Source organism: Cellulomonas sp. KU4C, from assembly GCF_056868065.1.
Window position 1 is genome coordinate 2394299 of the sequence record NZ_CP200322.1, and the last position, 23332, is coordinate 2417630.

General features: G+C 75.1%; 15 protein-coding genes and 2 pseudogenes. All 17 read left to right on the forward strand.

The features are described 5' to 3' along the window. Positions 1-74 precede the first annotated feature (74 nt). The 17 genes and pseudogenes from dnaG (at position 75) to AC1VL8_RS11495 (ending at position 23311) form a co-directional block, all read left to right on the forward strand. Positions 75-2327, forward strand: coding sequence for a DNA primase (gene dnaG / locus AC1VL8_RS11415; protein ID WP_483075246.1), 2253 nt, complete (start codon positions 75-77; stop codon positions 2325-2327). An 87-nt stretch (positions 2328-2414) separates the two neighbouring features. After that, positions 2415-2921, forward strand: coding sequence for a phosphoribosyltransferase (locus AC1VL8_RS11420; RefSeq protein WP_389227239.1), 507 nt, complete (start codon positions 2415-2417; stop codon positions 2919-2921). A 322-nt stretch (positions 2922-3243) separates the two neighbouring features. After that, complete coding sequence (ileS, locus tag AC1VL8_RS11425) at positions 3244-6558, forward strand: isoleucine--tRNA ligase (RefSeq protein ID WP_483075247.1); 3315 nt, start codon at positions 3244-3246, stop codon at positions 6556-6558. Positions 6559-6728: 170 nt separating this feature from the next. Beyond that, positions 6729-8084 carry a bifunctional folylpolyglutamate synthase/dihydrofolate synthase gene (locus AC1VL8_RS11430; RefSeq protein WP_483076240.1) on the forward strand — a complete coding sequence of 452 codons (1356 nt, stop codon included), beginning with the start codon at positions 6729-6731 and terminating at the stop codon, positions 8082-8084. Positions 8085-8223: 139 nt separating this feature from the next. Beyond that, positions 8224-9219: a dihydroxyacetone kinase subunit DhaK gene (gene dhaK, locus AC1VL8_RS11435; RefSeq protein WP_483075248.1), complete on the forward strand. Its 996-nt coding sequence runs from the start codon at positions 8224-8226 to the stop codon at positions 9217-9219. 63 nt (positions 9220-9282) lie between these two features. Next, a pseudogene (gene dhaL / locus AC1VL8_RS11440) lies at positions 9283-9934 on the forward strand (dihydroxyacetone kinase subunit DhaL). Then, positions 9931-10707 (forward strand): dihydroxyacetone kinase phosphoryl donor subunit DhaM, encoded by a 777-nt coding sequence (dhaM, locus tag AC1VL8_RS11445; protein WP_483075249.1) that lies wholly within the window; start codon positions 9931-9933, stop codon positions 10705-10707. The pseudogene dhaL and the gene dhaM overlap by 4 nt, the downstream one beginning before the upstream one ends. 194 nt (positions 10708-10901) lie before the next feature. After that, a complete protein-coding gene (locus tag AC1VL8_RS11450) occupies positions 10902-11516 on the forward strand; it encodes a TetR/AcrR family transcriptional regulator (RefSeq protein ID WP_483075250.1) in 615 nt (204 codons plus the stop codon). A gap of 151 nt (positions 11517-11667) precedes the next feature. Further along, positions 11668-13261 (forward strand): annotated as a pseudogene (locus tag AC1VL8_RS11455) (MDR family MFS transporter). Positions 13262-13336: 75 nt separating this feature from the next. Beyond that, positions 13337-13747, forward strand: a complete 411-nt coding sequence (locus tag AC1VL8_RS11460; RefSeq protein ID WP_483076241.1) for a DUF4233 domain-containing protein — start codon at positions 13337-13339, stop codon at positions 13745-13747. 10 nt (positions 13748-13757) lie between these two features. Then, entirely contained in the window at positions 13758-14189 is a 432-nt protein-coding gene (ndk, locus tag AC1VL8_RS11465; protein WP_389227269.1) for a nucleoside-diphosphate kinase, read from the forward strand. Between the two features lie 48 nt (positions 14190-14237). Beyond that, positions 14238-17825 (forward strand): chromosome segregation protein SMC, encoded by a 3588-nt coding sequence (gene smc / locus AC1VL8_RS11470; RefSeq protein ID WP_483075251.1) that lies wholly within the window; start codon positions 14238-14240, stop codon positions 17823-17825. A gap of 155 nt (positions 17826-17980) precedes the next feature. After that, on the forward strand, positions 17981-18472 hold the full coding sequence (locus tag AC1VL8_RS11475; RefSeq protein ID WP_483075252.1) for a hypothetical protein: 492 nt from the start codon (positions 17981-17983) through the stop codon (positions 18470-18472). A 22-nt stretch (positions 18473-18494) separates the two neighbouring features. Continuing rightward, positions 18495-19703 (forward strand): signal recognition particle-docking protein FtsY, encoded by a 1209-nt coding sequence (ftsY, locus tag AC1VL8_RS11480; RefSeq protein WP_483075253.1) that lies wholly within the window; start codon positions 18495-18497, stop codon positions 19701-19703. A gap of 168 nt (positions 19704-19871) precedes the next feature. After that, positions 19872-21185: an ammonium transporter gene (locus AC1VL8_RS11485; RefSeq protein ID WP_389227279.1), complete on the forward strand. Its 1314-nt coding sequence runs from the start codon at positions 19872-19874 to the stop codon at positions 21183-21185. Continuing rightward, positions 21185-21526 carry a P-II family nitrogen regulator gene (locus AC1VL8_RS11490; RefSeq protein ID WP_389227282.1) on the forward strand — a complete coding sequence of 114 codons (342 nt, stop codon included), beginning with the start codon at positions 21185-21187 and terminating at the stop codon, positions 21524-21526. Before AC1VL8_RS11485 ends, AC1VL8_RS11490 begins: the two co-directional genes overlap by 1 nt. An 18-nt stretch (positions 21527-21544) precedes the next feature. Continuing rightward, positions 21545-23311 carry a [protein-PII] uridylyltransferase gene (locus AC1VL8_RS11495; RefSeq protein WP_483075254.1) on the forward strand — a complete coding sequence of 589 codons (1767 nt, stop codon included), beginning with the start codon at positions 21545-21547 and terminating at the stop codon, positions 23309-23311. The last annotated feature ends 21 nt before the right edge of the window (positions 23312-23332 follow it).

The window sequence follows — 23332 nt, forward strand, 5'->3', positions numbered from 1 at the left end:
AAGGCTCGACCTCGCGCGGGCGGTCGTCCCGGGCGGGGCGGGAGGGGGGTCGTGCACGATCTAGGATCGAGCCCGTGGCGGGACGGATCCGGCGGGAGGACGTGCAGACGGTCCGCGAGCGCGCCCGGATCGAGGACATCGTCGGGGAGCACGTCGCGCTGAAGTCCGCCGGCGTCGGCTCGATGAAGGGCCTGTGCCCGTTCCACGACGAGAAGTCGCCGTCGTTCCACGTCCGCCCGCAGGTCGGGCTCTACCACTGCTTCGGGTGCGGCGAGGGCGGCGACGTCATCGACTTCATCCAGAAGACCGACGGGCTGCCGTTCTCCGAGGCCGTCGAGTACCTGGCCGGCCGGGTCGGCGTGCAGCTGCGCTACGAGGAGGGCGGCGGCCCGCGCCCCGGGCACGAGCCCGGCAAGCGGCAGCGGATGCTCGAGGCGCACCGCGTCGCCGAGGAGTACTACGCCGAGCAGCTGCTCACCCCGGAGGCCGCGACGGCCCGGGCGTTCCTCGCGGAGCGCGGCTTCGACCGCGGCGCCGCGGAGCAGTTCGGCGTCGGCTACGCCCCGCAGGGCTGGGACCACCTGCTGCGGCACCTGCGGGGGCGCAGCTTCACCGAGGCCGAGCTCACCGCGACGGGCCTGATGAGCCAGGGCAACCGCGGGCAGTACGACCGGTTCCGCGGCCGCCTGGTGTGGCCGATCCGCGAGGTCACCGGCGACGTCGTCGGGTTCGGCGCGCGCAAGCTGTACGAGGACGACCAGGGGCCGAAGTACCTCAACACCCCGGAGACCCCGCTCTACAAGAAGTCCCAGGTGCTCTACGGGATCGACCTGGCCAAGCGGGAGATCGCGAAGAACAAGCAGGTCGTGGTCGTCGAGGGCTACACCGACGTGATGGCCATGCACCTGTCCGGGATCGGCACGGCGGTCGCGACCTGCGGCACCGCGTTCGGGCCCGACCACGCGCGGGTGGTGCGCCGGCTCATGGGCGCCTCGGGCGGCGGCGGCATCCAGCTCGCGTCGGGGGAGTCCGTCGGCGGCGAGGTGATCTTCACGTTCGACGGCGACTCCGCGGGCCAGAAGGCCGCGATGCGCGCGTTCGGCGAGGACCAGGCGTTCAGCGCGCAGACGTTCGTGGCGGTCGCCGACGGCGGCATGGACCCGTGCGACCTGCGCCAGACCCAGGGCCCCGAGGCGGTCCGGTCGCTGGTGCGGACCCGGCAGCCGCTGTTCGAGTTCGTCATCCGGACCACCCTGCAGGGCTACGACCTCGGCACCGCGGAGGGCCGGGTCGCCGCGCTGCGGGCCGCCGCGCCGATCCCCGGTGGGATCCGCGACGCGGCGCTGCGCCCGGAGTACACCCGGATGCTCGCGGGCTGGCTGGGCATGGACCTGGAGACGGTCCAGCGCGCGGTGCAGCAGGCCACCCGGTCCGGCGGTCGGTCCGCCGGCGGCCAGGGCCGGGCCGGTGGCTCGGGCGGCTCGGGCGACGGCTACCGACCCGGTGGGCAGGGCGGCCAGCAGGCGCCCGCGCGCGGGTTCGTCCCGCCGGGCCCGGAGCAGGACTGGCGCCGGGACCGCGGCGGCCGCGGGCAGGGCCGGGGCGGCGGCGGGTCCGGCTCGGGCGGTGGGCGCTGGGAGCAGCGTGGCGGCGGCCAGGGCGGGCGCGGCGGGCAGGGCGGTCAGGGCGGGCGCGGCGGCGACCGCGGTCGCGACGACCGGCGCTGGGACCCGCCGCCGGACGCGTACGGCCACGGCGACGAGCCGCCGCACGACCTCGACCACCCCGGCGACGGGACGGTGGCGCTGCCCGCGCCGCGGATGAGCATGCCCGACCCCCGCGACCCGGTGGCCGCCACCGAGCGCCGCGCGCTCGAGGCCGTGCTGCAGATGCCCGACGCCGTGCCGCCGGAGTTCGACGACCTGGCCGCCGACGCGTTCACGGCGCCGGCGTACCGGGCCGTGCACGCCGCGATCCGCGCGGCGGGCGGGGGCGCCGCGGCCCGGCAGAAGGTCGCGACGGCGGGCCCGGCGGGCACGGTGCAGTGGGTGGAGGCCGTCCGCGAGGAGGCCGCCGCGCCGGTGGAGGGGCTCATCACCCAGCTCGCCGTCGCGCCGCTGCCCGAGGACCGCCCCGATCGGCTGCCCGGCTACGCGCGCGGCCTGGTGATGGCCCTGGTCGAGATGGAGATCACCCGGCACATCGCGGACCTGCGCGGCCGGCTCCAGCGGATGGACGCGACCGCCGACCCCGACGGGTACCGGACGCTCACCGTGCAGCTCATGGCCGAGGAGAACCGCCGCCGCGCCCTGCGCGAGAGCGCCTGACGGCCTGCGCGAGAGTGCCTGACGGCCTGCGCGGGAGCGCCCGTCCGCGTGACCTCGCGGACATCTGCGCCCACTACCCTGGCGGCCATGACGACTGCGGAGGCCGCACCCGGCCAGGACCTGCCCACCGACCGCGAGATCCTGGGCTGGGACCAGTTCGGCGAGGCCGCCCGCGAGCTCGCGCGGGCCGTGGTGGCGTCGGGGTTCGAGCCGGACGTCGTCGTCGCGGTCGCCCGCGGCGGCCTGCTCCCGGCGGGGGCCCTGTCCTACGCGCTCGGCCTGAAGGCCTGCGGCACGCTGAACGTCGAGTTCTACACGGGTGTCGACGCGCGGCTGCCCGACCCGGTGGTGCTGCCGCCGCTGCTGGACACCGCCGCCCTCGTCGGCCGGCGGGCGCTGGTGGTCGACGACGTCGCCGACACGGGGGAGACCCTGGCCCTGGTGCAGCGCCTCGTCGCGGAGCACTGCGAGGACGCCCGGACCGCGGTGCTGTACGCGAAGCCGCACTCGATCGTCGCCCCCGACTTCGTGTGGCGGCGCACGGACCGGTGGATCACGTTCCCGTGGTCCGCCGAGCCGCCCGTCACCGCCTGAGCGCCGGGCGCGGAGCCGCTCGGACGCACCCCGCTCGACGGCGTCGCTACACTCGTGCCCACAGGCACCGATCCGGCCATCACCGGGGAGCCTCCGGAAGAACGGGCCCCAGCACCACCGGGGCCCCGGTAGAACCGGACGGGTAGGCCCGTCACAGCCGTCAGCGAGTGGTCGCGCGCGACCCGGCACCCCCGGGCAGCGAACGGCAAGCGGGGTGGTACCGCGGTGTCACCGGGTCGCAGGGCCCGGGGTCGTCGTCCCCGTGGGTCCGCCACGCACCGCGCCCGCACCCCGGGTGCCGACCACAGGAGAGCCAGTCGTCATGGCCTACCCGCTGCACCGCACGCCCTCCGGCAAGCACGCCGCGCCCACCGCCCCCGGCGCCTCGTTCGGGCTGCCCGCGTCGCCCGACCTGCCGGCGCTGGAGAAGGACGTCCTCGCCTACTGGGACGCCGACGGGACGTTCCAGGCGTCGATCGACGCGCGGGAGACGGGCCAGGACGGCGCGAACGAGTTCGTGTTCTACGACGGCCCGCCGTTCGCCAACGGCCTGCCGCACTACGGGCACCTGCTGACCGGGTACGCGAAGGACATCGTCGGCCGCTACCAGACGCAGCGCGGCCGCCGGGTGGAGCGCCGGTTCGGCTGGGACACCCACGGGCTGCCGGCGGAGCTCGAGGCGGAGCGGATCCTCGGCATCACGGACAAGTCCCAGATCGAGGAGATGGGCATCGAGGCGTTCAACGACGCCTGCCGGACCTCGGTGCTGCGGTACACCGACGAGTGGCAGGTCTACGTGACCCGCCAGGCGCGCTGGGTGGACTTCGAGCGCGACTACAAGACCCTGGACCCGACGTTCATGGAGTCGGTGATCTGGGCGTTCAAGCGGCTCTACGACAAGGGCTGGGCGTACGAGGGCTACCGCGTGCTGCCGTACTGCTGGAACGACCAGACGCCGCTGTCCAACCACGAGCTCAAGATGGACGACGACGTCTACTCCGACGTCCAGGACCAGACGGTCACGGTGACGTTCCCGCTGACCGGCGCGCGCGCGGACGAGCTCGGCCTGACCGGCGTCGCGGCGCTGGCGTGGACGACGACCCCGTGGACGCTGCCGACCAACTCGGCGCTCGCGGTCGGGCCGGACGTCACGTACGTCGTGCTGCCCGCGGGCCCGGACGGGACCAGCGCCGCCGCCACGCAGCTGCTGATGGCGCGCGAGCTCGTGAAGGGCTACGCGAAGGACCTGGGCTACGCGTCGGCCGAGGACGCGCTGGCGGCCGTGACCCGCGAGGTGCGCGGCGCGGACCTCGCGGGCGTGCGCTACGAGCCGCTGTTCGACTACCTGGCGGACCAGCCGGGCATGGCCGAGCACGGGTTCCAGGTGCTGCTCGCCGAGTACGTGACCACCGAGGACGGCACCGGTGTCGTGCACCAGGCGCCCGCCTACGGCGAGGTGGACCAGGAGACCTGCGAGGCCGCGGGCATCCCCACGGTGCTGAGCGTGGACGAGGGCGGGAAGTTCACCGTGCTGGTCCCGGACTTCCAGGGCCTGCAGGTGTTCGAGGCGAACAAGCCGATCACCCAGCGGCTGCGCGCCGACGGCCGGCTGCTGCGCCAGGCGTCGTACGTGCACTCGTACCCGCACTGCTGGCGCTGCCGCAAGCCGCTGATCTACAAGGCCGTGTCGTCCTGGTTCGTCAAGGTGACGGCGTTCCGCGACCGGATGGTCGAGCTGAACCGCGACATCTCCTGGGTGCCGGACCACATCAAGGACGGCCAGTTCGGCAACTGGCTCGCCGGCGCCCGCGACTGGTCGGTGTCCCGCAACCGGTACTGGGGCACGCCGATCCCGGTGTGGGTGAGCGACGACGACCGGTACCCGCGGATCGACGTCTACGGCTCGTTCGCGGAGCTGGAGGCCGACTTCGGCCGGCTGCCGCTGAACGCCGCCGGTGAGCCGGACCTGCACCGCCCGTACATCGACGACCTGACCCGCCCGAACCCCGACGACCCGACCGGCGCGTCCACCATGCGCCGCATCCCGGACGTGCTGGACGTGTGGTTCGACTCCGGGTCGATGCCGTACGCCCAGGTGCACTACCCGTTCGAGAACACCGAGTGGTTCGAGCACCACTACCCGGGCGACTTCATCACGGAGTACATCGGGCAGACCCGCGGCTGGTTCTACGTGCTGCACGTGCTCGCGACCGCGCTGTTCGACCGGCCGGCGTTCCGCACGTCGGTGTCGCACGGCATCGTGCTGGGCTCCGACGGCCGCAAGATGAGCAAGTCGCTGCGCAACTACCCGGACGTGTCCGAGGTGTTCGACCGCGACGGCTCCGACGCCATGCGCTGGTTCCTCATGGCGTCGCCGATCCTGCGCGGCGGGAACCTGGTGGTCACCGAGGAGGGCATCCGCTCCGAGGTGCGCCAGGTGCTGCTCCCGCTGTGGAGCACCTGGTACTTCTTCGCGCTGTACGCCAACGCGGCGGACGGCGGGGCCGGGCTGACCGCGGGGCGCGTCACCGCGAGCACGCCGCTGAGCACGATGGACCGGTACGTCCTGGCCCGCACGCGTCGCCTCGTCGAGCAGGTCACCGCGCAGCTCGACGCGTACGACGTGCCCGGCGCCTGCGAGACGGTGCGCGTGCACCTGGACCTGCTGACCAACTGGTACGTCCGCACCCAGCGGGACCGGTTCTGGGACGAGGACCCCGCGGCGTTCGACACGCTGTGGACCGCGCTCGAGACGCTCACCCGCGTGATGGCGCCGCTCGCGCCGCTGCTGTCGGAGGAGGTCTGGCGCGGCCTGACCGGCGGGCGCTCGGTGCACCTGACCGACTGGCCGACCCTCGGCGACGGGTCGGCGGACGACGTGGCGCTCGCGGCCGACGACGACCTGGTCGCCGCGGTCGACGGCGTGCGCGAGGCGGTGTCCGCGGCCCTCGGCCTGCGCAAGGCGAACGCCCTGCGCGTGCGGCAGCCGCTGCGCGAGCTGCGGGTGGCGACGGCCGACCCGACGGCGCTCGCGCCGTTCGTGGACCTGCTGGCCGCGGAGCTCAACGTCAAGCACGTCGTGCTGTCCACGGTCGAGGAGGCCGCCGCCGGTGGTGTCGCGGTCCGCCGCGACCTCGCCGTGAACGCCCGCGCCGCCGGCCCGCGCCTGGGCCGGGGGGTGCAGGCCGTGATCCGCGCCGCGAAGGCCGGTGCGTGGTCGACGGACGCCGAGGGCACCGTGGTGGTCCGGACCGACGACGGCGACGTGCCGGTGCTGGCGTCCGAGTACGAGCTCACGACGGCGATCGACGTCGTCGGCGGCGCGGACGGGACGCTCGCCGCGGGGGTGCTGCCGTCCGGCGGGTTCGTCGTGCTCGACCTGGAGCTGGACGACGCGCTGCGCGCCGAGGGCTACGCCCGCGACGTGGTCCGGGCCGTGCAGGACGCGCGCAAGGCCGCGGGCCTGGCCGTCACCGACCGGATCCGGCTGACGCTGACCGTGTCGGCGGCCGACGAGGCCGCGGTCCGCACCCACGAGCAGTTCATCGCGTCCGAGACGCTGGCCACCACGGTCGACGTCCGGACCACCGAGCAGGCGGGGACGCTGGACGTCGCCGTGGAGAGGACGGACGCGTGAGCCGCCAGGACCGGCACGAGCACGACGACGACCAGCAGGACGACCAGCGTGAGGACGAGCCCCAGGACGTCCGCGAGCGCGAGATCACGGGCGAGCACGACGGCGTCCGCACGGGCAGCGGCTCCGACCGCGACCAGCCGGGCACGAAGGCGCCCAGCGGCGCGGCGCACCTGAAGGACGAGGCCGCGCGCGCGGCCCGCCGTGCGGCGGACGAGGTCTACGCGGGCATCCTCGAGCGGGCGCCGGAGCACGACATCGACCCGACCCTCGACCGGGTGCGGGCGGTCTGCGAGCTGCTGGGCGACCCGCAGCGCGCGTACCGCGTCGTGCACGTCACCGGGACCAACGGCAAGACGTCGACGGCCCGGATGATCGAGCGCCTGGTGCGCGAGCACGGGCTGCGCACCGGTCGGTTCACCAGCCCGCACCTGACCCGGGTGACCGAGCGGATCGCGGTCGACGGGGAGCCGATCTCCGACGAGCTGTTCGTCGCGACCTGGCAGGACGTCGCCCCGTACGTGCACATGGTCGACGTGCAGGAGCAGGCCGCGGGCCGGCCCCGGCTGTCGTTCTTCGAGGTGTTCACGGTGATGGCGTTCGCCGCGTTCGCGGACGCCCCGGTGGACGTCGCGGTGATCGAGGTCGGCATGGGTGGCCGCTGGGACGCGACCAACGTCGCCGACGGCGAGGTCGCGGTGATCACCCCGGTGGCCTACGACCACGAGCGCTGGCTCGGTCACACCCTGGTGGAGATCGCGGGGGAGAAGGCGGGCATCGTCAAGGACGGCGCCACGCTGGTGCTCGCGACCCAGGACGAGGACGCCGAGGGCGTGATCCTCCAGGCGGCCGCCGAGCGCGGGGCCCGGGTGATCCGCGAGAGCATCGACGTCGACGTGGTCGAGCGCCGCGTCGCCGTCGGCGGCCAGCTGCTGACCCTGCGCGGCACCGGTGGCGTCTACACCGACGTGTTCCTGCCGATGCACGGCGAGCACCAGGCGCACAACGCGCTCGCGGCGCTGGTCGCGACGGAGGCGCTGATGGCCGGCGGCGCCGCGCTGGAGGGCGGGATCGTCGAGGTCGCGTTCGCCGACGTGGACTCCCCGGGCCGGCTCGAGATCGTCCGGACCAGCCCGACGATCCTGGTCGACGCGGCGCACAACCCCGCGGGCGCGCAGGCGCTGGTCACCGCGGTCGAGGAGGCCTTCGCGTTCCAGCGGGTCGTCGGGGTGTTCGGCGTGATGGCCGACAAGGACCCCGAGAACATCCTCGCGGTGCTCGAGCCGGTGCTGGACGAGATCGTGCTCACCCGGGCGTCGACCCCGCGGGCGATGGAGGTCGACGACCTCGCGGAGATCGCCGAGGACGTGTTCGGCGAGGACCGGGTGCACGTGCGCGAGCGCCTGGACGACGCGGTGACGCTCGCGGCCGACCTCGCGGAGCGGGACGTCGAGCGCGGCGCGGCCGTGCTGGTGACCGGCTCGATCCTGCTCGTCGCGGAGGCGCGGACGCTGCTCGGCCGCTCCTGACGGACTTCGCCCGGCGGGCCTGCACCGATGTGCAGGCCCGCCGCACGTCTGCCCCTTGACGCCCACGACCTGCGGGGCGAGTGTGAGGTCTGCGCGGCGAGGGCGCCGCGCACCGCCCCCGCCGAAGGGAACCACCGACGTGAAGAAGCTCATCAACGACCCGCACACCGTCGTCGCCGAGTCCGTCGAGGGGTTCGGCCTCGCGCACGCCGACGTGGTGCAGGTGCACACCGACCCGCTGTTCGTGTCCCGGGCCGGGGGCGTCGTCGCCGGCAAGGTCGGCCTGGTCTCGGGCGGCGGCAGCGGGCACGAGCCGCTGCACGCCGGGTTCGTCGGCGACGGCATGCTCGACGCCGCGGTCCCCGGCCCGGTGTTCACCTCGCCCACGCCCGACCAGATCGCCCCGGCGTTCGCGGCCGCGGACGGCGGCGCGGGGGTCGTGGCGATCGTCAAGAACTACACCGGTGACGTGCTCAACTTCGAGACGGCCGCCGAGCTCGCGGACGCCGAGGACCTGACCGTGCGCACCGTGCTGGTGAACGACGACGTCGCCGTCGAGGACTCGCTCTACACCGCCGGGCGGCGCGGCGTCGCGGGGACGGTCGCGGTGGAGAAGATCGCCGGGGCCGCGGCCGCGCGCGGCGACGACCTGGACGCGGTCGTCGCGGTGGCCGAGAAGGTGGTCGCCAACGTGCGGTCGATGGGCGTCGCCCTGACGGCGTGCACCGTCCCGCACGCCGGCAAGCCGTCGTTCGACCTGCCGGACGACGAGATCGAGATCGGCATCGGCATCCACGGCGAGCCGGGTCGGCGACGCATCCCGCTGGCCGGCGCGGACGAGATCACCGAGCTGCTGCTGACGCCCGTCGCCGACGACCTGGCGCTCGCCGCGGGGGAGCGGGTGCTGCTGCTCGTCAACGGCATGGGCGGTACGCCGCTGTCCGAGCTCTACGTCGTCTATCGTCAGGCACGCAGGCTGCTCGAGGGCCGCGGGGTCGAGGTGACCCGGTCGCTCGTGGGCAACTATGTGACATCACTGGAGATGCAGGGTGCGTCGGTCACCGTCCTCCGGTTGGACGACGAGCTCACCGCGCTCTGGGACGCGCCGGTGCGCACGGCCGCGCTGCACTGGTAGCCCGGCCGGGTCCGACACCGGGGGCGTGACCGTTCGGCTCGACGGCGGAGGTGGGAACGCAGGATGACCGGATCCCTGGGTGCGGCGTGGGCGGTGGCCTGGACGCGGCGGACGGCCGAGGTGGTGACCGAGCACCGCGAGGAGCTCGATCGAGCTCGACCGGCAGATCGGCGACGGCGACCACGGCGAGAACCTCACGCGGGGGTTCACCGCGGTCGTCGCGAAGCTCGACGCGCTCGAGGAGCAGCCCGCCGACGTCGGCGCGGTGCTCAAGCTCGTCGCGACCACCCTGATGTCGACGGTCGGCGGCGCCGCCGGGCCGCTGTACGGGACGGCCTACCTGCGCGCGGCGAAGGTGACCGGGCTGCCCGAGCTGGACAGCGCGGCCGTCGTCGCCCTGCTGGAGGCCGCGCTCGAGGGCATCGTCGTGCGGGGCAAGGCGTCCCCGGGCGAGAAGACGATGGTCGACGCGTGGACCCCCGCGGTCGAGGCGGCGGTCGCGGCGGCCGACGCGGGCGCGTCCCCGGCGGCGGTGCTCGCGGCGGCGGCCGAGGCGGCGCGCGGCGGCGCGGCGGCGACGATCCCGCTGGTCGCCACGAAGGGCCGGGCGTCCTACCTCGGCGAGCGGTCGGCCGGGCACCAGGACCCGGGGGCGACCTCGACGGCGCTCCTGCTCGAGGCCGCGGCGGCCACCGCGGCGCAGGCGTCCGCATGACCGCGCCGGTCGCGCTGGTGCTGGTCTCGCACTCGGCGCGGCTCGCCGACGGCGCCCGGGAGCTCGCCGCGCAGATGGCCCCGGACGTGCTGATCGTGGCCGCGGGCGGCAACGGCACCGGGGAGCCGGGCGACGCGGGGCTGGGCGCCAGCTTCGACCTGGTGGAGTCGGCGCTCGTCGAGGCCACGGCGGAGGGCCGGTCCGCGGTGGTGCTGACCGACCTCGGCTCGGCGGTGCTCACCACCGAGTCGGTCGTCGAGATGCTCGACGAGGACGTGGCGGCGCGGGTGCACCTCGCGGCGGCCCCGTTCGTCGAGGCGGCGGTCGCGGCGGCCGTGACGGCGGCGGGCGGCGCGCCCGTGGGCGAGGTCCTCGGCGCCGCGACGGCCGCCGGCGCGACGTTCGCGCACGACGCCGGGGCCGGCCCGGGTGCGGGCGCGGGCGGTGGGGTGGTCGGCGGCGAGGGCGAGGGCGCTCCCGAGATCCCGACCCCGCACGCCGCGGGGGACCAGGCGACCGTCATCACCGCCCACGTCCTGGTGCGCAACCCGATGGGCCTGCACGCCCGGCCCGCGGCGGTCCTGGCGCGGATGATGGCGGGCTTCGACGCCGCCGTGCAGGTCGACGGCGTGAACGGTGCGAGCGTGCTCGAGCTGATGCAGCTCGGCGCCACGCAGGGCCGGACCCTGGAGGTCTCCGCCACGGGCCCCCAGGCGCGCGTCGCGGTGGACGCGTTCGTCGGCGCCGTCGACGAGGGCTTCGGCGAGCTCTGACCCGCCCCACCCACCGCACCCGCACCCGCACCCGCAACCCGCCACCCCGCCGGGCGCGAGGGCGTACGAGACACCGCGAGGGCGTATTCCGCGGAGTGCGCCCTGGCGGCGTCTCGTACGCCCTCGCGGACCTGGGAGCGGGAGCGGGTGCAGGGGCGGGTGAGAATGCTGCGCGGTGTGCAATAATGCATGGCGTGCAGGAATCCACCGGTCAGGACGAGGGGCTGCGGGCCCGCAAGAAGCGCGCCCGCCTGGAGGCGTTCGTCGACGCCACCCACCGCCTCGCGGGGGAGCACGGCCTCGACAACGTCACCGTCGAGCAGATCTGCGCCGAGGTCGGTGTCTCGGTGCGCACGTTCTTCAACTACTTCGACTCCAAGGACGACGCCGTGCTCGGCCTGGAGCACTGGCGCATCGAGGGCGCCGCCGCCGAGGCGTTCGCCACCGGCGGCCCGACCGGCGACCTGCTGCCCGACATGCAGGTCCTCGTCGCCAGCGCCCTCGACCACCCGCCGCTCGGCAAGGAGCGGATGGCCCGCGCGTTCGAGGTCGCCAAGGGCAACCCCGACCTGTTCCTGCGCGCCTACACCCACGTGCAGGGCCTGCACGACGAGATCGAGGCCCTGGTCCGGCGCCGGCTCGGGGACTCCGCCGACGAGGCGGTCCTCCTCATGGTCGGCGCCCTGCTCGTCGTGCTCTCGCACGCGAGCTTCCTGCGCTGGGACGCCGCCGGCGGCGAGGGCGACGTGCACGCGCAGCTGCCGTCCGTCGTCGCCGACCTCGCGCAGGTCCTCGCCCCGCGGACCTGACCGACCCGTCCGCGCCCGCCCCACGCCCCCGCGCGGTGGCTCTGCCCGCCCCGCTCCCGCACCAGACGCACCACCGCCGACGACGGCGCCACCGGCGACCGACCGTCGCGCGTGGCGGCGCGCCGGCCCGACCCGAGAACGGACCACGCCCATGGCGACCACCGCCCCCGCCCCCGACAAGCCGCTGGTGGAGCTGAACCAGCGCACCATCTGGACGATCTTCGGCGCCCTGCTCGCGAGCATGCTGCTGTCCTCCCTCGACCAGTCCATCGTCGGCACCGCGATGCCCACCATCGTCGGCGAGCTCAACGGCGTCGAGCACCAGGGCTGGGTCGTGACGATCTACATCCTGGCGATCGCGATCGTCATGCCGCTGTACGGCAAGTTCGGCGACCTGTGGGGACGGCGCTGGCCGTTCCTCGTCGCGATCAGCCTGTTCACGCTGGCCTCCGCGGGCGCGGGCTTCGCGCAGTCGTTCGGCGAGCTCGTCGCGTGGCGCGGCGTCCAGGGCCTCGGCGGCGGCGGGCTCATCATCCTGTCGCAGGCGATCATCGCGGACATCGTGCCCGCCAAGGAGCGCGGCAAGTACATGGGCCCGATGGGGGCCATGTTCGGTGTCGCGGCCGTCGCCGGCCCCCTGCTCGGCGGGCTGTTCACCGACCACGCCGACTGGCGCTGGTGCTTCTGGATCAACATCCCGATCGGCATCGCCGCGTTCGTCACGGCCTGGTTCACCCTCAAGCTGCCGAGCCACCGCTCGGGCCGGCGGCTGGACGTCGCGGGCATCGTGCTGCTGACCCTGGCGACGTCGGGGATCGTGCTCGTCACCTCGTGGAGCTCGATCTCCGGCGAGGCCGGCTACGACTGGTCCGACGGCCGCCTCATCGGCCTGCTGGTCGGCACCGTCGTCGCCGCCGTCGCGTTCGTGCTCGTCGAGCTGCGCGCCCAGGAGCCGATCCTCCCGCTGCGCCTGTTCAAGAACCCCACGTTCACGCTGGCCACCGGCGTCGGCCTGGTCATCGGCATGGGCATGTTCGCCTCGCTGGCGTTCCTGCCGACGTTCCTGCAGATGTCGACCGGCTCCGGGGTCACCGAGTCCGGCCTGCTCATGCTCCCGATGACCGTCGGGGTGATGCTGACCGCGATCGGCTCCGGCATCGCGATCACGAAGACCGGCCGGTACAAGGCGTTCCCGATCACGGGCATGGGCATCGCGACCCTCGGGCTCGCGTGGCTGACCACCATCACCGGCGACATGTCGATGGTGCTGTTCGGCGTGATGATCTTCGTGCTCGGCGCCGGCCTCGGCCTCGTGATGCAGACGATCGTCCTGGCGGTGCAGAACTCGGTCGACCCGCACGAGCTCGGCACCGCGACCTCCGCGAACAACTTCTTCCGCGAGATCGGCGCGGCGGTCGGCACGGCGCTGTTCAGCACGATCTTCACCAGCCGGCTGTCCGAGCGGCTCGAGGGTGTGTTCGCCGGTGCCCCCGCGGGCGTCGACCCGACGGGCAGCGCCGAGTCGCTGACGCCCGCCCTGGTCGCCCAGCTGCCGCAGCAGCTGCACGACGGCGTGGTGACCGCCTACACCGAGGCCCTGGCCCCGGCGTTCTGGTACCTGGTGCCGCTGCTGGCGCTCGGGTTCGTGCTCACGCTGTTCCTGCGCGAGGTCAAGCTTCTCCGACGTCGCCGGCATGGTGGCGCGCGGCGAGGCCACGGCCGGCACGTCCGCCGACCCCAGGTAGCCTCGGCGCGTGAGCATGCACGCCGGGCGGCCCCCACGCAGGAAGCGTCCCGCCAAGCCCCAGTTCGCCTCGATGATGCTCGTCCTCGAGGGCGTCCTGGTGCTGTTCGCGGCGCTGACCGCGTACGGGCTGCGGTCGGCCCCCCCGATGACGCTCTGGGTCGTCGCGGGCTCGATGTTCCTGGTCCTCGTGGTGCTGTCCCGCCTCGTGACCGCCCCCGGCGGCTACGTGGCGGGCAGCGTCGCGCAGGTCCTGGTGATCGCGTGCGGCGTCGTGATCCCGCTGATGTACGTGCTCGGCGCGCTGTTCGCGGTGCTGTGGTTCGTCTCGCTGCGGCTCGGCGGGCGGATCGACGCGGAGCGGGCGGAGTTCGACGCCGCCTACCCCGACCAGACGCCGCAGGGCGGCCTGCCGCCGCGGGCCCTGCCGCCGACGGCCGAAGCGCCCGGGAACGACGGTCCCGCGGAGCCCGGCGCCGCCCGTTAGGGTCGTCCGCATGAGCGACATCCAGCGCACCCTGGTCCTGGTCAAGCCCGACGGCGTGAGCCGCGGCCTCTCCGGCGAGGTCCTGCGCCGCATCGAGGCCAAGGGCTACACCCTGGTGGCCGTCGAGCTCCGCACCGCGGACGACGCCCTCCTGCACGCCCACTACGCCGAGCACGAGGGCAAGCCGTTCTTCCAGCCGCTCGTCGACTTCATGAAGTCCGGCCCGGTGCTCGCCGTCGTGGCCGAGGGGCACCGCGTCATCGAGGGCTTCCGGTCGCTGGCCGGCACCACCGACCCGACCGTCGCCGCGCCGGGCACCATCCGCGGGGACCTGGGCCGCGACTGGGGCCTGAAGGTCACCCAGAACCTCGTGCACGGCTCGGACGCCGAGGAGTCCGCCGCCCGCGAGATCGCGCTCTGGTTCCCGAACCTCCCGGCCTGACCGCCGTCGTCCCGGGGCACGGGCCGCAGCCGCACTAGGCTGCGGCCCGTGCACCTCAAGACGCTCACCCTGCGCGGGTTCAAGTCGTTCGCCTCGGCGACGACGCTGAACCTGGAGCCCGGGGTGACCTGCGTCGTCGGGCCGAACGGGTCGGGCAAGTCCAACGTCGTCGACGCGCTCGCCTGGGTGATGGGGGAGCAGGGCGCCAAGTCGCTGCGCGGCGGCAAGATGGAGGACGTCATCTTCGCCGGGACCGCCGGCCGCCCGCCGCTGGGTCGCGCCGAGGTGTCGCTGACCATCGACAACACCGACGGCGCCCTGCCGATCGAGTACACCGAGGTCACGATCTCGCGGACGCTGTTCCGCAACGGCGGCTCCGAGTACGCGATCAACGGCCGGGCGTGCCGGTTGCTGGACATCCAGGACCTGCTGTCCGACTCCGGCCTGGGCCGCGAGATGCACGTGATCGTCGGCCAGGGGCAGCTCGACGCCGTGCTGCGGGCGACGCCGGAGGAGCGCCGGGGCTTCATCGAGGAGGCCGCGGGCGTCCTCAAGCACCGCAAGCGCAAGGAGAAGGCGCTCCGCAAGCTCGACGCGATGCAGGCCAACCTGACCCGGCTGACCGACCTCACCGGCGAGCTGCGGCGCCAGCTCGGCCCGCTCGGCCGGCAGGCGGAGGTCGCGCGGCGGGCGCAGACCGTGCAGGCCGACGTGCGCGACGCCCGGGCCCGGCTGCTCGCCGACGACCTCGCGCAGCTCACCGCGACCCTGGAGCAGGAGGTCGCCGACGAGACCGCGCTGCGGGCCCGGCGCGCGGAGGCCGAGCAGGCGCTCGACTCCGCGCGGGCCCGGCTGGCGCACCTGGAGCGGGAGGCGGCCGAGGCGGCGCCGGCGCTGGGCGAGGCGTCCGACGTCTGGTACCGGCTGTCCTCGTTGCGCGAGCGGCTGCGCGGCACGGCCTCGCTGGCCACCGACCGGGCGCGGCTGCTCGGCTCGGCCGCGCCGGAGCGCACCGGCGGGCAGGACCCGGCGGACCTGGAGCGGCAGGCCGAGCGGGTCCGCGTCGCGGAGGCCGAGCTCGTCGCCGAGGTGGACCAGGCCCGCGCCCGGCTGGAGTCCGCGCAGGCGGCGCGCCAGGAGGCCGAGCAGGCCGCCGCGGCCGCGGAGAAGGCGCTGGCGACGGTGCTGCGCGGCGCAGCGGACCGTCGCGAGGGCCTGGCCCGGCTCGCCGGCCAGGTCGCCGCGCGCCGCAGCCGGCTCGAGGCGACCGAGGCGGAGATCGGCCGGCTCCGGGACACGCTGACCGAGGCGGAGCGCCGCGGGCAGGACGCGTCGGTCGCGTTCGCCGCGCTGGAGTCGCAGGTCGCCGGGGTCGAGGAGGGCGAGGAGGGCCTGGACGCCGCGCACGAGGCCGCGACCGAGGCCGTGGAGTCCGCGGCCGCGCGCGTCGAGGAGCTGGCTGCCGCGCTGGGTGCGGCCGAGCGCGACGGCGCCGCGCTGGCGTCCCGGATCGAGACCCTCGAGCTCAGCCTGACGCGCAAGGACGGCGCCGGGGCGCTGCTGGCGTCCGACGAGGTCGCGGGCGTCGTCGGCTCGCTGGCCGCGCTGATCGGCGTCGCGACGGGCGACGAGGACGCGATCGTGGCGGCGCTCGGCGCGTCCGCCGACGCGGTGGCGGTCGAGTCCGTGGGCGCCGCCGTCGACGCGATCCGGTACCTGCGCGACCAGGACGCGGGCCGCGCCGGCCTCGTCGTGGCGGCGGGGGCGGACGCCGGTGGGGGCGCGGACGAGGCCCGCGGCACCGCCCCCGACGGCGCCGCCTGGGCGCTGGACCTCGTGCAGGCGCCGCCGGCCGTGCTGCCCGCCGTCCGCCGCCTGCTGCGGGACGTGGCGGTCGTCGACGACCTCGTGGCCGCGCGGGCGCTGGTCGCGGACCGGCCGGACCTGGTGGTGGCGACCCGCGCGGGCGACGTCCTGGCCGCGCACCGGGCGTCCGGCGGCTCGGCGACCGCCCCGAGCGCCCTGCACCTGCAGGCCGCGCTCGACGAGGCCCGCGCGGGCGCCGCGGACGCCGACGCGCGCGCCGCGGCGGCCCGCGAGGCGCTGGTCGGGGCCCGTGAGGCCGCCGCGACCGCCCGCGCGGAGCACGAGCGCACCCTGGAGCAGCTGAACGAGTCCGACGCCGCGCTCGCCGCCGTCGCGGAGCAGCTGGGTCACCTCGGCGCCACCGCCCGCGCCGCCGGGGCCGAGGCCGACCGGGTGCGGGCGTCGCTGGCGACCGCCGAGCAGGCCCTCGCCGCGGGGGGCGCGGAGCTCGCCGAGCTGACCGAGCGGCTCGCCGCGGCGGAGGCGGAACCCGCCGACACCGACACCGCGATCGAGGACCGCACCCGGGAGCGGGACGCCCTCGGGGAGGCCGCCGCCGCCGCGCGCGGCCGCGAGACCGAGGCGCGCCTGACGCTGCGCACCGCCGAGGAGCGCGCCCGCGCCCTGTCCGGCCGCGCGGAGTCGCTGGACCGCGCAGCCCGGACCGAGCGCGCCGCGCGCGAGCGGGCCGCCGAGCGCGAGCAGGCCCGGGCCCGGCACGCCGCGGTCGCCACCGCCGTCGCCCTCGGCGCCGGTCAGGCGCTCGGTGCCCTCGACCGTGCCCTGGCGCAGGCCGCCGACGAGCGCGACGCCGCCGAGGCCGCCCGCACCGAGCGGGAGGCGGCCCTGACGGAGGTCCGCGCGCAGGTCGACCAGCGGCAGCGCGAGGTCGCCCAGCTCACCGACGCCGCGCACCGCGACGAGGTCGCCCGCGCCGAGCAGCGGCTGCGCATCGAGCAGCTGCAGACCCGCTCGGTGGAGGACCTCGGGATCGACCCCGCGGTGCTCGTCGAGGAGTACGGACCGCACCGGCCGGTCCCGGTGCTCACGGCCCCGCCGAAGGGCGCCGCACCCGATCCCGACGCCGAGCCGGAGCTCGCGCCCTACGTCCGCTCCGAGCAGGAGAAGCGCCTGCGGTCCGCGGAGCGGGCCCTGTCGCAGCTCGGCAAGGTCAACCCGCTGGCGCTCGAGGAGTTCGCGGCCCTGGAGGAGCGGCACCAGTTCCTGGTCGAGCAGCTGGCCGACCTCAAGAAGTCCCGCGCCGACCTGCTGGAGATCGTCCGCGACATCGACGAGCGCGTCGAGCAGGTGTTCACCGAGGCGTACCGCGACACCGCCGCGCAGTTCGACCTGGTGTTCCCGCGGCTGTTCCCCGGCGGCGAGGGCCGCCTGGTGCTGACGGACCCCGACGACATGCTCACCACGGGCATCGAGATCGAGGCGCGGCCGGCCGGCAAGAAGGTCAAGCGGCTGTCGCTGCTGTCCGGCGGGGAGCGGTCGCTGACCGCGGTGGCGCTGCTGGTGTCGATCTTCAAGGCCCGGCCCAGCCCGTTCTACGTGATGGACGAGGTCGAGGCGGCCCTGGACGACGCGAACCTCGGGCGGCTGCTGGAGATCTTCACCGAGCTCCAGCGCGACTCGCAGCTCATCGTCGTGACGCACCAGAAGCGCACCATGGAGATCGCCGACGCGCTGTACGGCGTGACGATGCGCGGGGACGGCGTGACGACCGTGATCAGCCAGCGGCTCCGGGACCCCGCGGGCGTCTGACGGGCCGGCTGACGCCCGGCCGACCCCCTGCTGACGCCCCGCTGGCGCCCCGCACCGCGGCCCGGTGTGAAGGTTCGGTGCCGGTTCGGCACAGTTCCGCCCGGACGGGTGCGGCGCCGTGCGCCGGGCCCTCCCGGCGGCGGAAGATGGGACCCATGGGCGTGGGTTTCGTGGTGGTGATCGGGGTGGCTGTGCTGGCGGCGCTGGGGGTGCTCGCGGTCGCGGGCCGCGGCGGGGGGCGGCCGGACGTCCGGACGTTCCTGACCGACTTCCGCAACGGCGTGCGCCGCCGGGACGACGCCGCCCCGGCCGCCGACGCCGAGCCCGACCCGGTGGACGTGTCGTTCGCGCAGTTCTTCGCCGAGGCGCCGCAGGTCGACGACCGCGGCGGCTACCTCCGGCTCGACGAGCTCGCCGGGGTCATCGAGCGGACGGGGGAGCGCGCGGGCCGGATCCGCGAGCACCTGCCGCACCCGCGTACCGGGTCGACGGGCGCCGACGCCCCGCACGACGACGCGGCCACGCCGGCCCCCACGACCACGCCGGCCCCCACGACCACGCCGTCCGCCGCGCGTCGCACCGGCCACGTCCCGGTCGGCACCGTCCCCGCCCCGCCGGCCGTGCCCCCGCGGCGCAGCGACGGCTGACGCAGGCTGACACACTGTCCCCGTGGACTCGAACGACCTCCTGAACCTGCTGTACGTCGCCGTCCCGGCCCTCGCGGTCCTGGGCGGCGGCGCCGCGCTGCTGCGACGCCGCTCCGGCGGCCGGCCCGAGGACCCCGCGGGACGCGGCACGGGCACCGGCACCCTGGACCGCCCGGACGCCCCGACGGCCGAGGCGCCCGCCGCCCCCGGCGCCACGGAGCCCGCCACGGCGCCGGACGGGGCCCCGGACCTGGTCGACGACCCCGCGGCCGCCCCGGCGCTCGAGGTCCCCGCGCCCGCGACCGGCCGCCTGGCCCGGCTGCGCGACCGCCTCGCCCGGTCCGGCTCGCCGCTGGGCGCGCGGATGCTCCAGGTCCTGTCCCGCGACCACCTCACCGAGGACGACTGGGACGAGCTCGAGGAGACGCTGCTGCTCGCCGACGTCGGCGCCGGCCCGTCGACCGAGCTGGTCGAGGCGATCCGCACCCAGGCCCGCGTCCAGGGCCTGAAGGACCCGGCGCAGGTCCGCGCCCTGCTGCGCGAGCAGCTGCTCGCCCTCGTCGACCCGACGCTGGACCGCTCCCTGGCCACCGCGCCCGGCACCGCCGAGGACGGCAGCGCCGTGCCGTCGGTGGTGCTGGTCGTCGGGGTCAACGGCACCGGCAAGACGACGACGGTCGGCAAGCTCGCGCGCGTGCTCGTCGCCGAGGGCCGCACGGTGCTGCTCGGCGCGGCGGACACGTTCCGCGCCGCCGCGGCCGACCAGCTCGAGACCTGGGGCTCGCGGGTCGGCATCCGCACCGTGCGCTCCGACCGGGACGGCGCGGACCCGGCGTCGGTCGCGTTCGAGGCCGTCCGCGAGGGCGTCGCCGGGGGCGTGGACGTCGTGCTGGTGGACACCGCCGGCCGGCTGCAGAACAAGGCCGGCCTGATGGACGAGCTCGGCAAGATCACGCGCGTCATCACCCGCACCGCCCCGCTGGCCGAGGTGCTGCTGGTCCTGGACGCGACCACCGGGCAGAACGGCCTCAACCAGGCCCGCGTGTTCGCGGAGGTCGCCGGGGTCACCGGCATCGTGCTGACCAAGCTCGACGGCACCGCCAAGGGCGGCATCGTCGTGGCGGTGCAGCGCGAGCTGGGCGTGCCGGTCAAGCTCGTCGGGCTCGGCGAGGGCCCTGACGACCTGGCGCCGTTCGACGCCGCGGAGTTCGTCGACGGCATCCTCGGCTGAGACCGCCGCGACCGCGGGCTGAGACACCGGGGCGTCGGCAACACAACGTTTACCCCGCGCGGCGGCCCGTCACACGCGTGTAACGCGCGCCGTCACGCCCCGAAATCCCCGACCACGACGCTGATCACCGATCCGGCCGCACGGCTGGCGAGGGGAGAGGCGTTCCACATGGATCTGGACACCGGAGCCACAGCCTGGATGCTGATGTCAGCGTCCCTGGTGCTGCTCATGACGCCTGGTCTGGCGTTCTTCTACGGCGGCATGGTGCGCGGCAAGTCCGTGCTCAACATGATGATGATGTCGTTCATCAGCATCGCGGTCGTCGTGGTCGTGTACGTGTTCTGGGGCTGGTCGATGTCCTACGGCAGCGACGTGGGCGGGCTGTTCGGCAACCCGTTCGACCAGTTCGGGCTCGCGGGCACGATCTGGGACGACAACGGCGAGTTCCTGATCGACGGCTTCGGCGTGCCGGTCGTGGTCGGCGTCGCCTTCCAGGTGACGTTCGCGATCATCACCGTCGCCCTCATCAGCGGCGCCATCGCGGACCGCGTCAAGTTCGGCACCTGGGTCGCGTTCACCGCGCTCTGGGCGACCGTCAGCTACTTCCCCCTGGCGCACATGGTCTGGGGCGGCGGCCTGCTCAGCGGCCTCAACGAGAACGGCGTCGCCGCGCTCCTGTTCGGCTGGGACGCGGAGGCCGGTGCCGCGGTCGTCTCGCCGATCGACTTCGCCGGTGGCACGGTCGTGCACATCAACGCCGGTGTCGCGGGCCTGGTGCTCGCGCTGATCGTCGGCCGTCGCAAGGGCTTCGCCAAGGAGCCGATGCGTCCGCACAACCTGCCGTTCGTCATGCTCGGCGCCGCCCTGCTGTGGTTCGGCTGGTTCGGCTTCAACGCGGGCTCGGCGTTCACCGCCGACGGCAACGCGGGTCTGGCGTGGGTCAACACGACCGCCGCCACCGCCGCCGCCATCATCGGCTGGCTCGTCACGGAGAAGATCCGCGACGGCCACGCCACGTCGCTCGGTGCCGCGTCGGGCATCGTCGCCGGCCTGGTCGCGATCACCCCGGCGGCCGGCGCCCTGCGCCCGGTCACCTCGATCATCCTCGGCGTCGTCGCCGGCGTGCTCTGCGCCCTGGCGGTCGGCCTGAAGTACAAGTTCAACTTCGACGACTCGCTCGACGTCGTCGGCGTGCACCTGGTCGGCGGCCTCGTCGGCACCATCGGCATCGGCTTCCTGGCCGCCGACGGTGGTCTGTTCCTCGGTGACGGCGTCAAGCTGCTCGTCGTGCAGATCGTCGTCGCGCTGCTGGCGCTGGTGTTCTCCGGTCTGGTCACCGCCGTGATCGGCTTCATCCTCAAGGCCACGATGGGCTGGCGGGTCAGCGAGGAGGCGGAGGTCGGCGGGATCGACCTCGCCGTGCACGGTGAGACCGCATACGAGACGCTGGGCGGCGCCCGCGTGGTGACGGAGGTGAAGTGATGACGAAGCTCGTGAGCGCGGTCATCCAGCCGCATCGGCTGGACGACGTGAAGTCGGCCCTGGAGGCCGCCGGGGTCCGCGGTCTGACCGTGAGCGAGGCCAGCGGCTACGGCCGCCAGCGCGGCCACACCGAGGTCTACCGCGGTGCGGAGTACACCGTGGACCTGGTCCCGAAGGTCAAGATCGACGTCCTGGTCGGCGACGAGGACGCCGCGACGGTCACCGAGGTGATCGTCAAGGCCGCGCAGACCGGCAAGATCGGCGACGGCAAGGTCTGGGTCGTCCCGGTCGAGGACGTCGCCCGGGTCCGGACCGGCGAGCACGGGGTCGACGCCCTGTGACCGTGGTCCCCACGCTCCGTGGCTGACAGCCCCGAGGTCCCGCACCCCCACGCCAGCGTGGGGGTGCGGGACCTCCGCTCTGAGCGGATGGACCTCGCGGCCCGGCTGTCGGGGCCCGAGCGGGACGGGGCCACCCGCCGCCGGGCGATGTCGGACCTGGTGCTGCTGCGGCTCGTCGAGCTCTGGGAGCAGGCGACCGAGGGGCAGCAGACCCCGGGCATCGGGCTCGGCGCGGTCGGGAGCGTGGGGCGCGGCGACGCGAGCCCCGCGAGCGACCTCGACCTGCTGCTCGTGCACGACGGGCGCGGCCACACCGCGGACGAGCTGACCCGGCTCGCGGAGCGGCTCTGGTACCCCGTCTGGGACGCCGGCCTGGACCTCGACCACGCGGTGCGCTCGCTGGCGCAGTGCCGGCAGGTCGCGTCCAAGGACCTGCCCGCCGCCGTCGGGCTGCTGGACCTGCGACCCGTCGCGGGCGACCCGGGGATCGTGCACCGGGCCCGGTCCGCGCTGCTCGCCGACTGGCGTTCCGCGGCGCGCCGCCGGCTCCCCGAGCTGCTCGCGTCCACCCGGCAGCGCGCCGACCGGCACGGCGAGCTCGCCTATCTCATCGAGCCCGATCTCAAGGAGGCCCGCGGGGGCATCCGCGACGCCGTCGTGCTGTCCGCGCTCGCCGCCACGTGGCTCACCGACCGCCCGCACGGGGCGGTCGACCGCGCCCACGCGCACCTGCTCGACGTGCGCGACGCGGTGCAGACCGTCAGCCGGCGGCACACGAACCGGCTGCTGCTGGCCGACCAGGACGAGGTCGCGGAGCTGCTGGGCATCGGTGACCGCGACGACCTGCTCGCGAGCCTCGCCGAGGCCGGGCGGGTCGTCTCCTACGCCCTCGACACCACGGCCCGCAACGCCCGGCAGGCGCTCGCGCGGCCCGCGCGCCGTCCGGTGCTGGTCCGTGGCCGCCGGACCCCGCCGCGCCTGCGGACCGTCGGGGAGGGCCTGGTCGAGCACGACGGCGAGCTGGTGCTCGCGGCGGACGCCCAACCGGCGACCGACCCGCTGCTGTCCCTGCGCGCCGCCGCGACCGCCGCCCGCACCGGCCTGACGCTGTCGCCGATCACGATCGCCAGCCTCACCCGCACGCCGCCGCTGCCCGAGCCCTGGCCGCGCGCGGCCCGGACCCTGCTGGTGCAGCTGCTCGCCACCGGACCCGCGCAGGTACCGGTCTGGGAGGCGCTCGACCTGGCCGGGGTCGTCACCACCTGGATCCCCGAGTGGGCCGGGGTCCGCAACCGCCCGCAGCGCTCGCCGATCCACCGGCACACCGTCGACCGGCACCTCGTCGAGGCCGCCGCGCGGGCCGCGGGGCTGCGGCGTGGCGTCGAGCGGTCCGACCTGCTGCTGGTCGCGGCGCTGCTGCACGACATCGGCAAGCGTGCGGGCGCGGGGGACCACTCGGTGGCCGGCGCCCGGCTGATCGGGCCGATCGCGCACCGGATGGGGTTCGGGGCGCAGGACGCCGCCGACCTGGAGCTGCTGGTCCGGCACCACCTGACGCTGTCCGAGCTGGCCACCGGCGCCGACCCGGACGACCCCGCGACCGTCGACGCGCTGCTCGACGCGGTCGCGCACCGGGCGGACCTGCTGGCCCTGCTGCGGGCGCTCACCGAGGCCGACGCGTCCTCCGCCGGGCCCACCGCCTGGACCTCGTGGCGCGCACAGCTCGTCGACGACCTGGTGGCGCGGGCGTCGGCTCGGCTGACAGGTACCCTGGGACGTCACTGACCGCCGAGAGAGCGTGAGGAT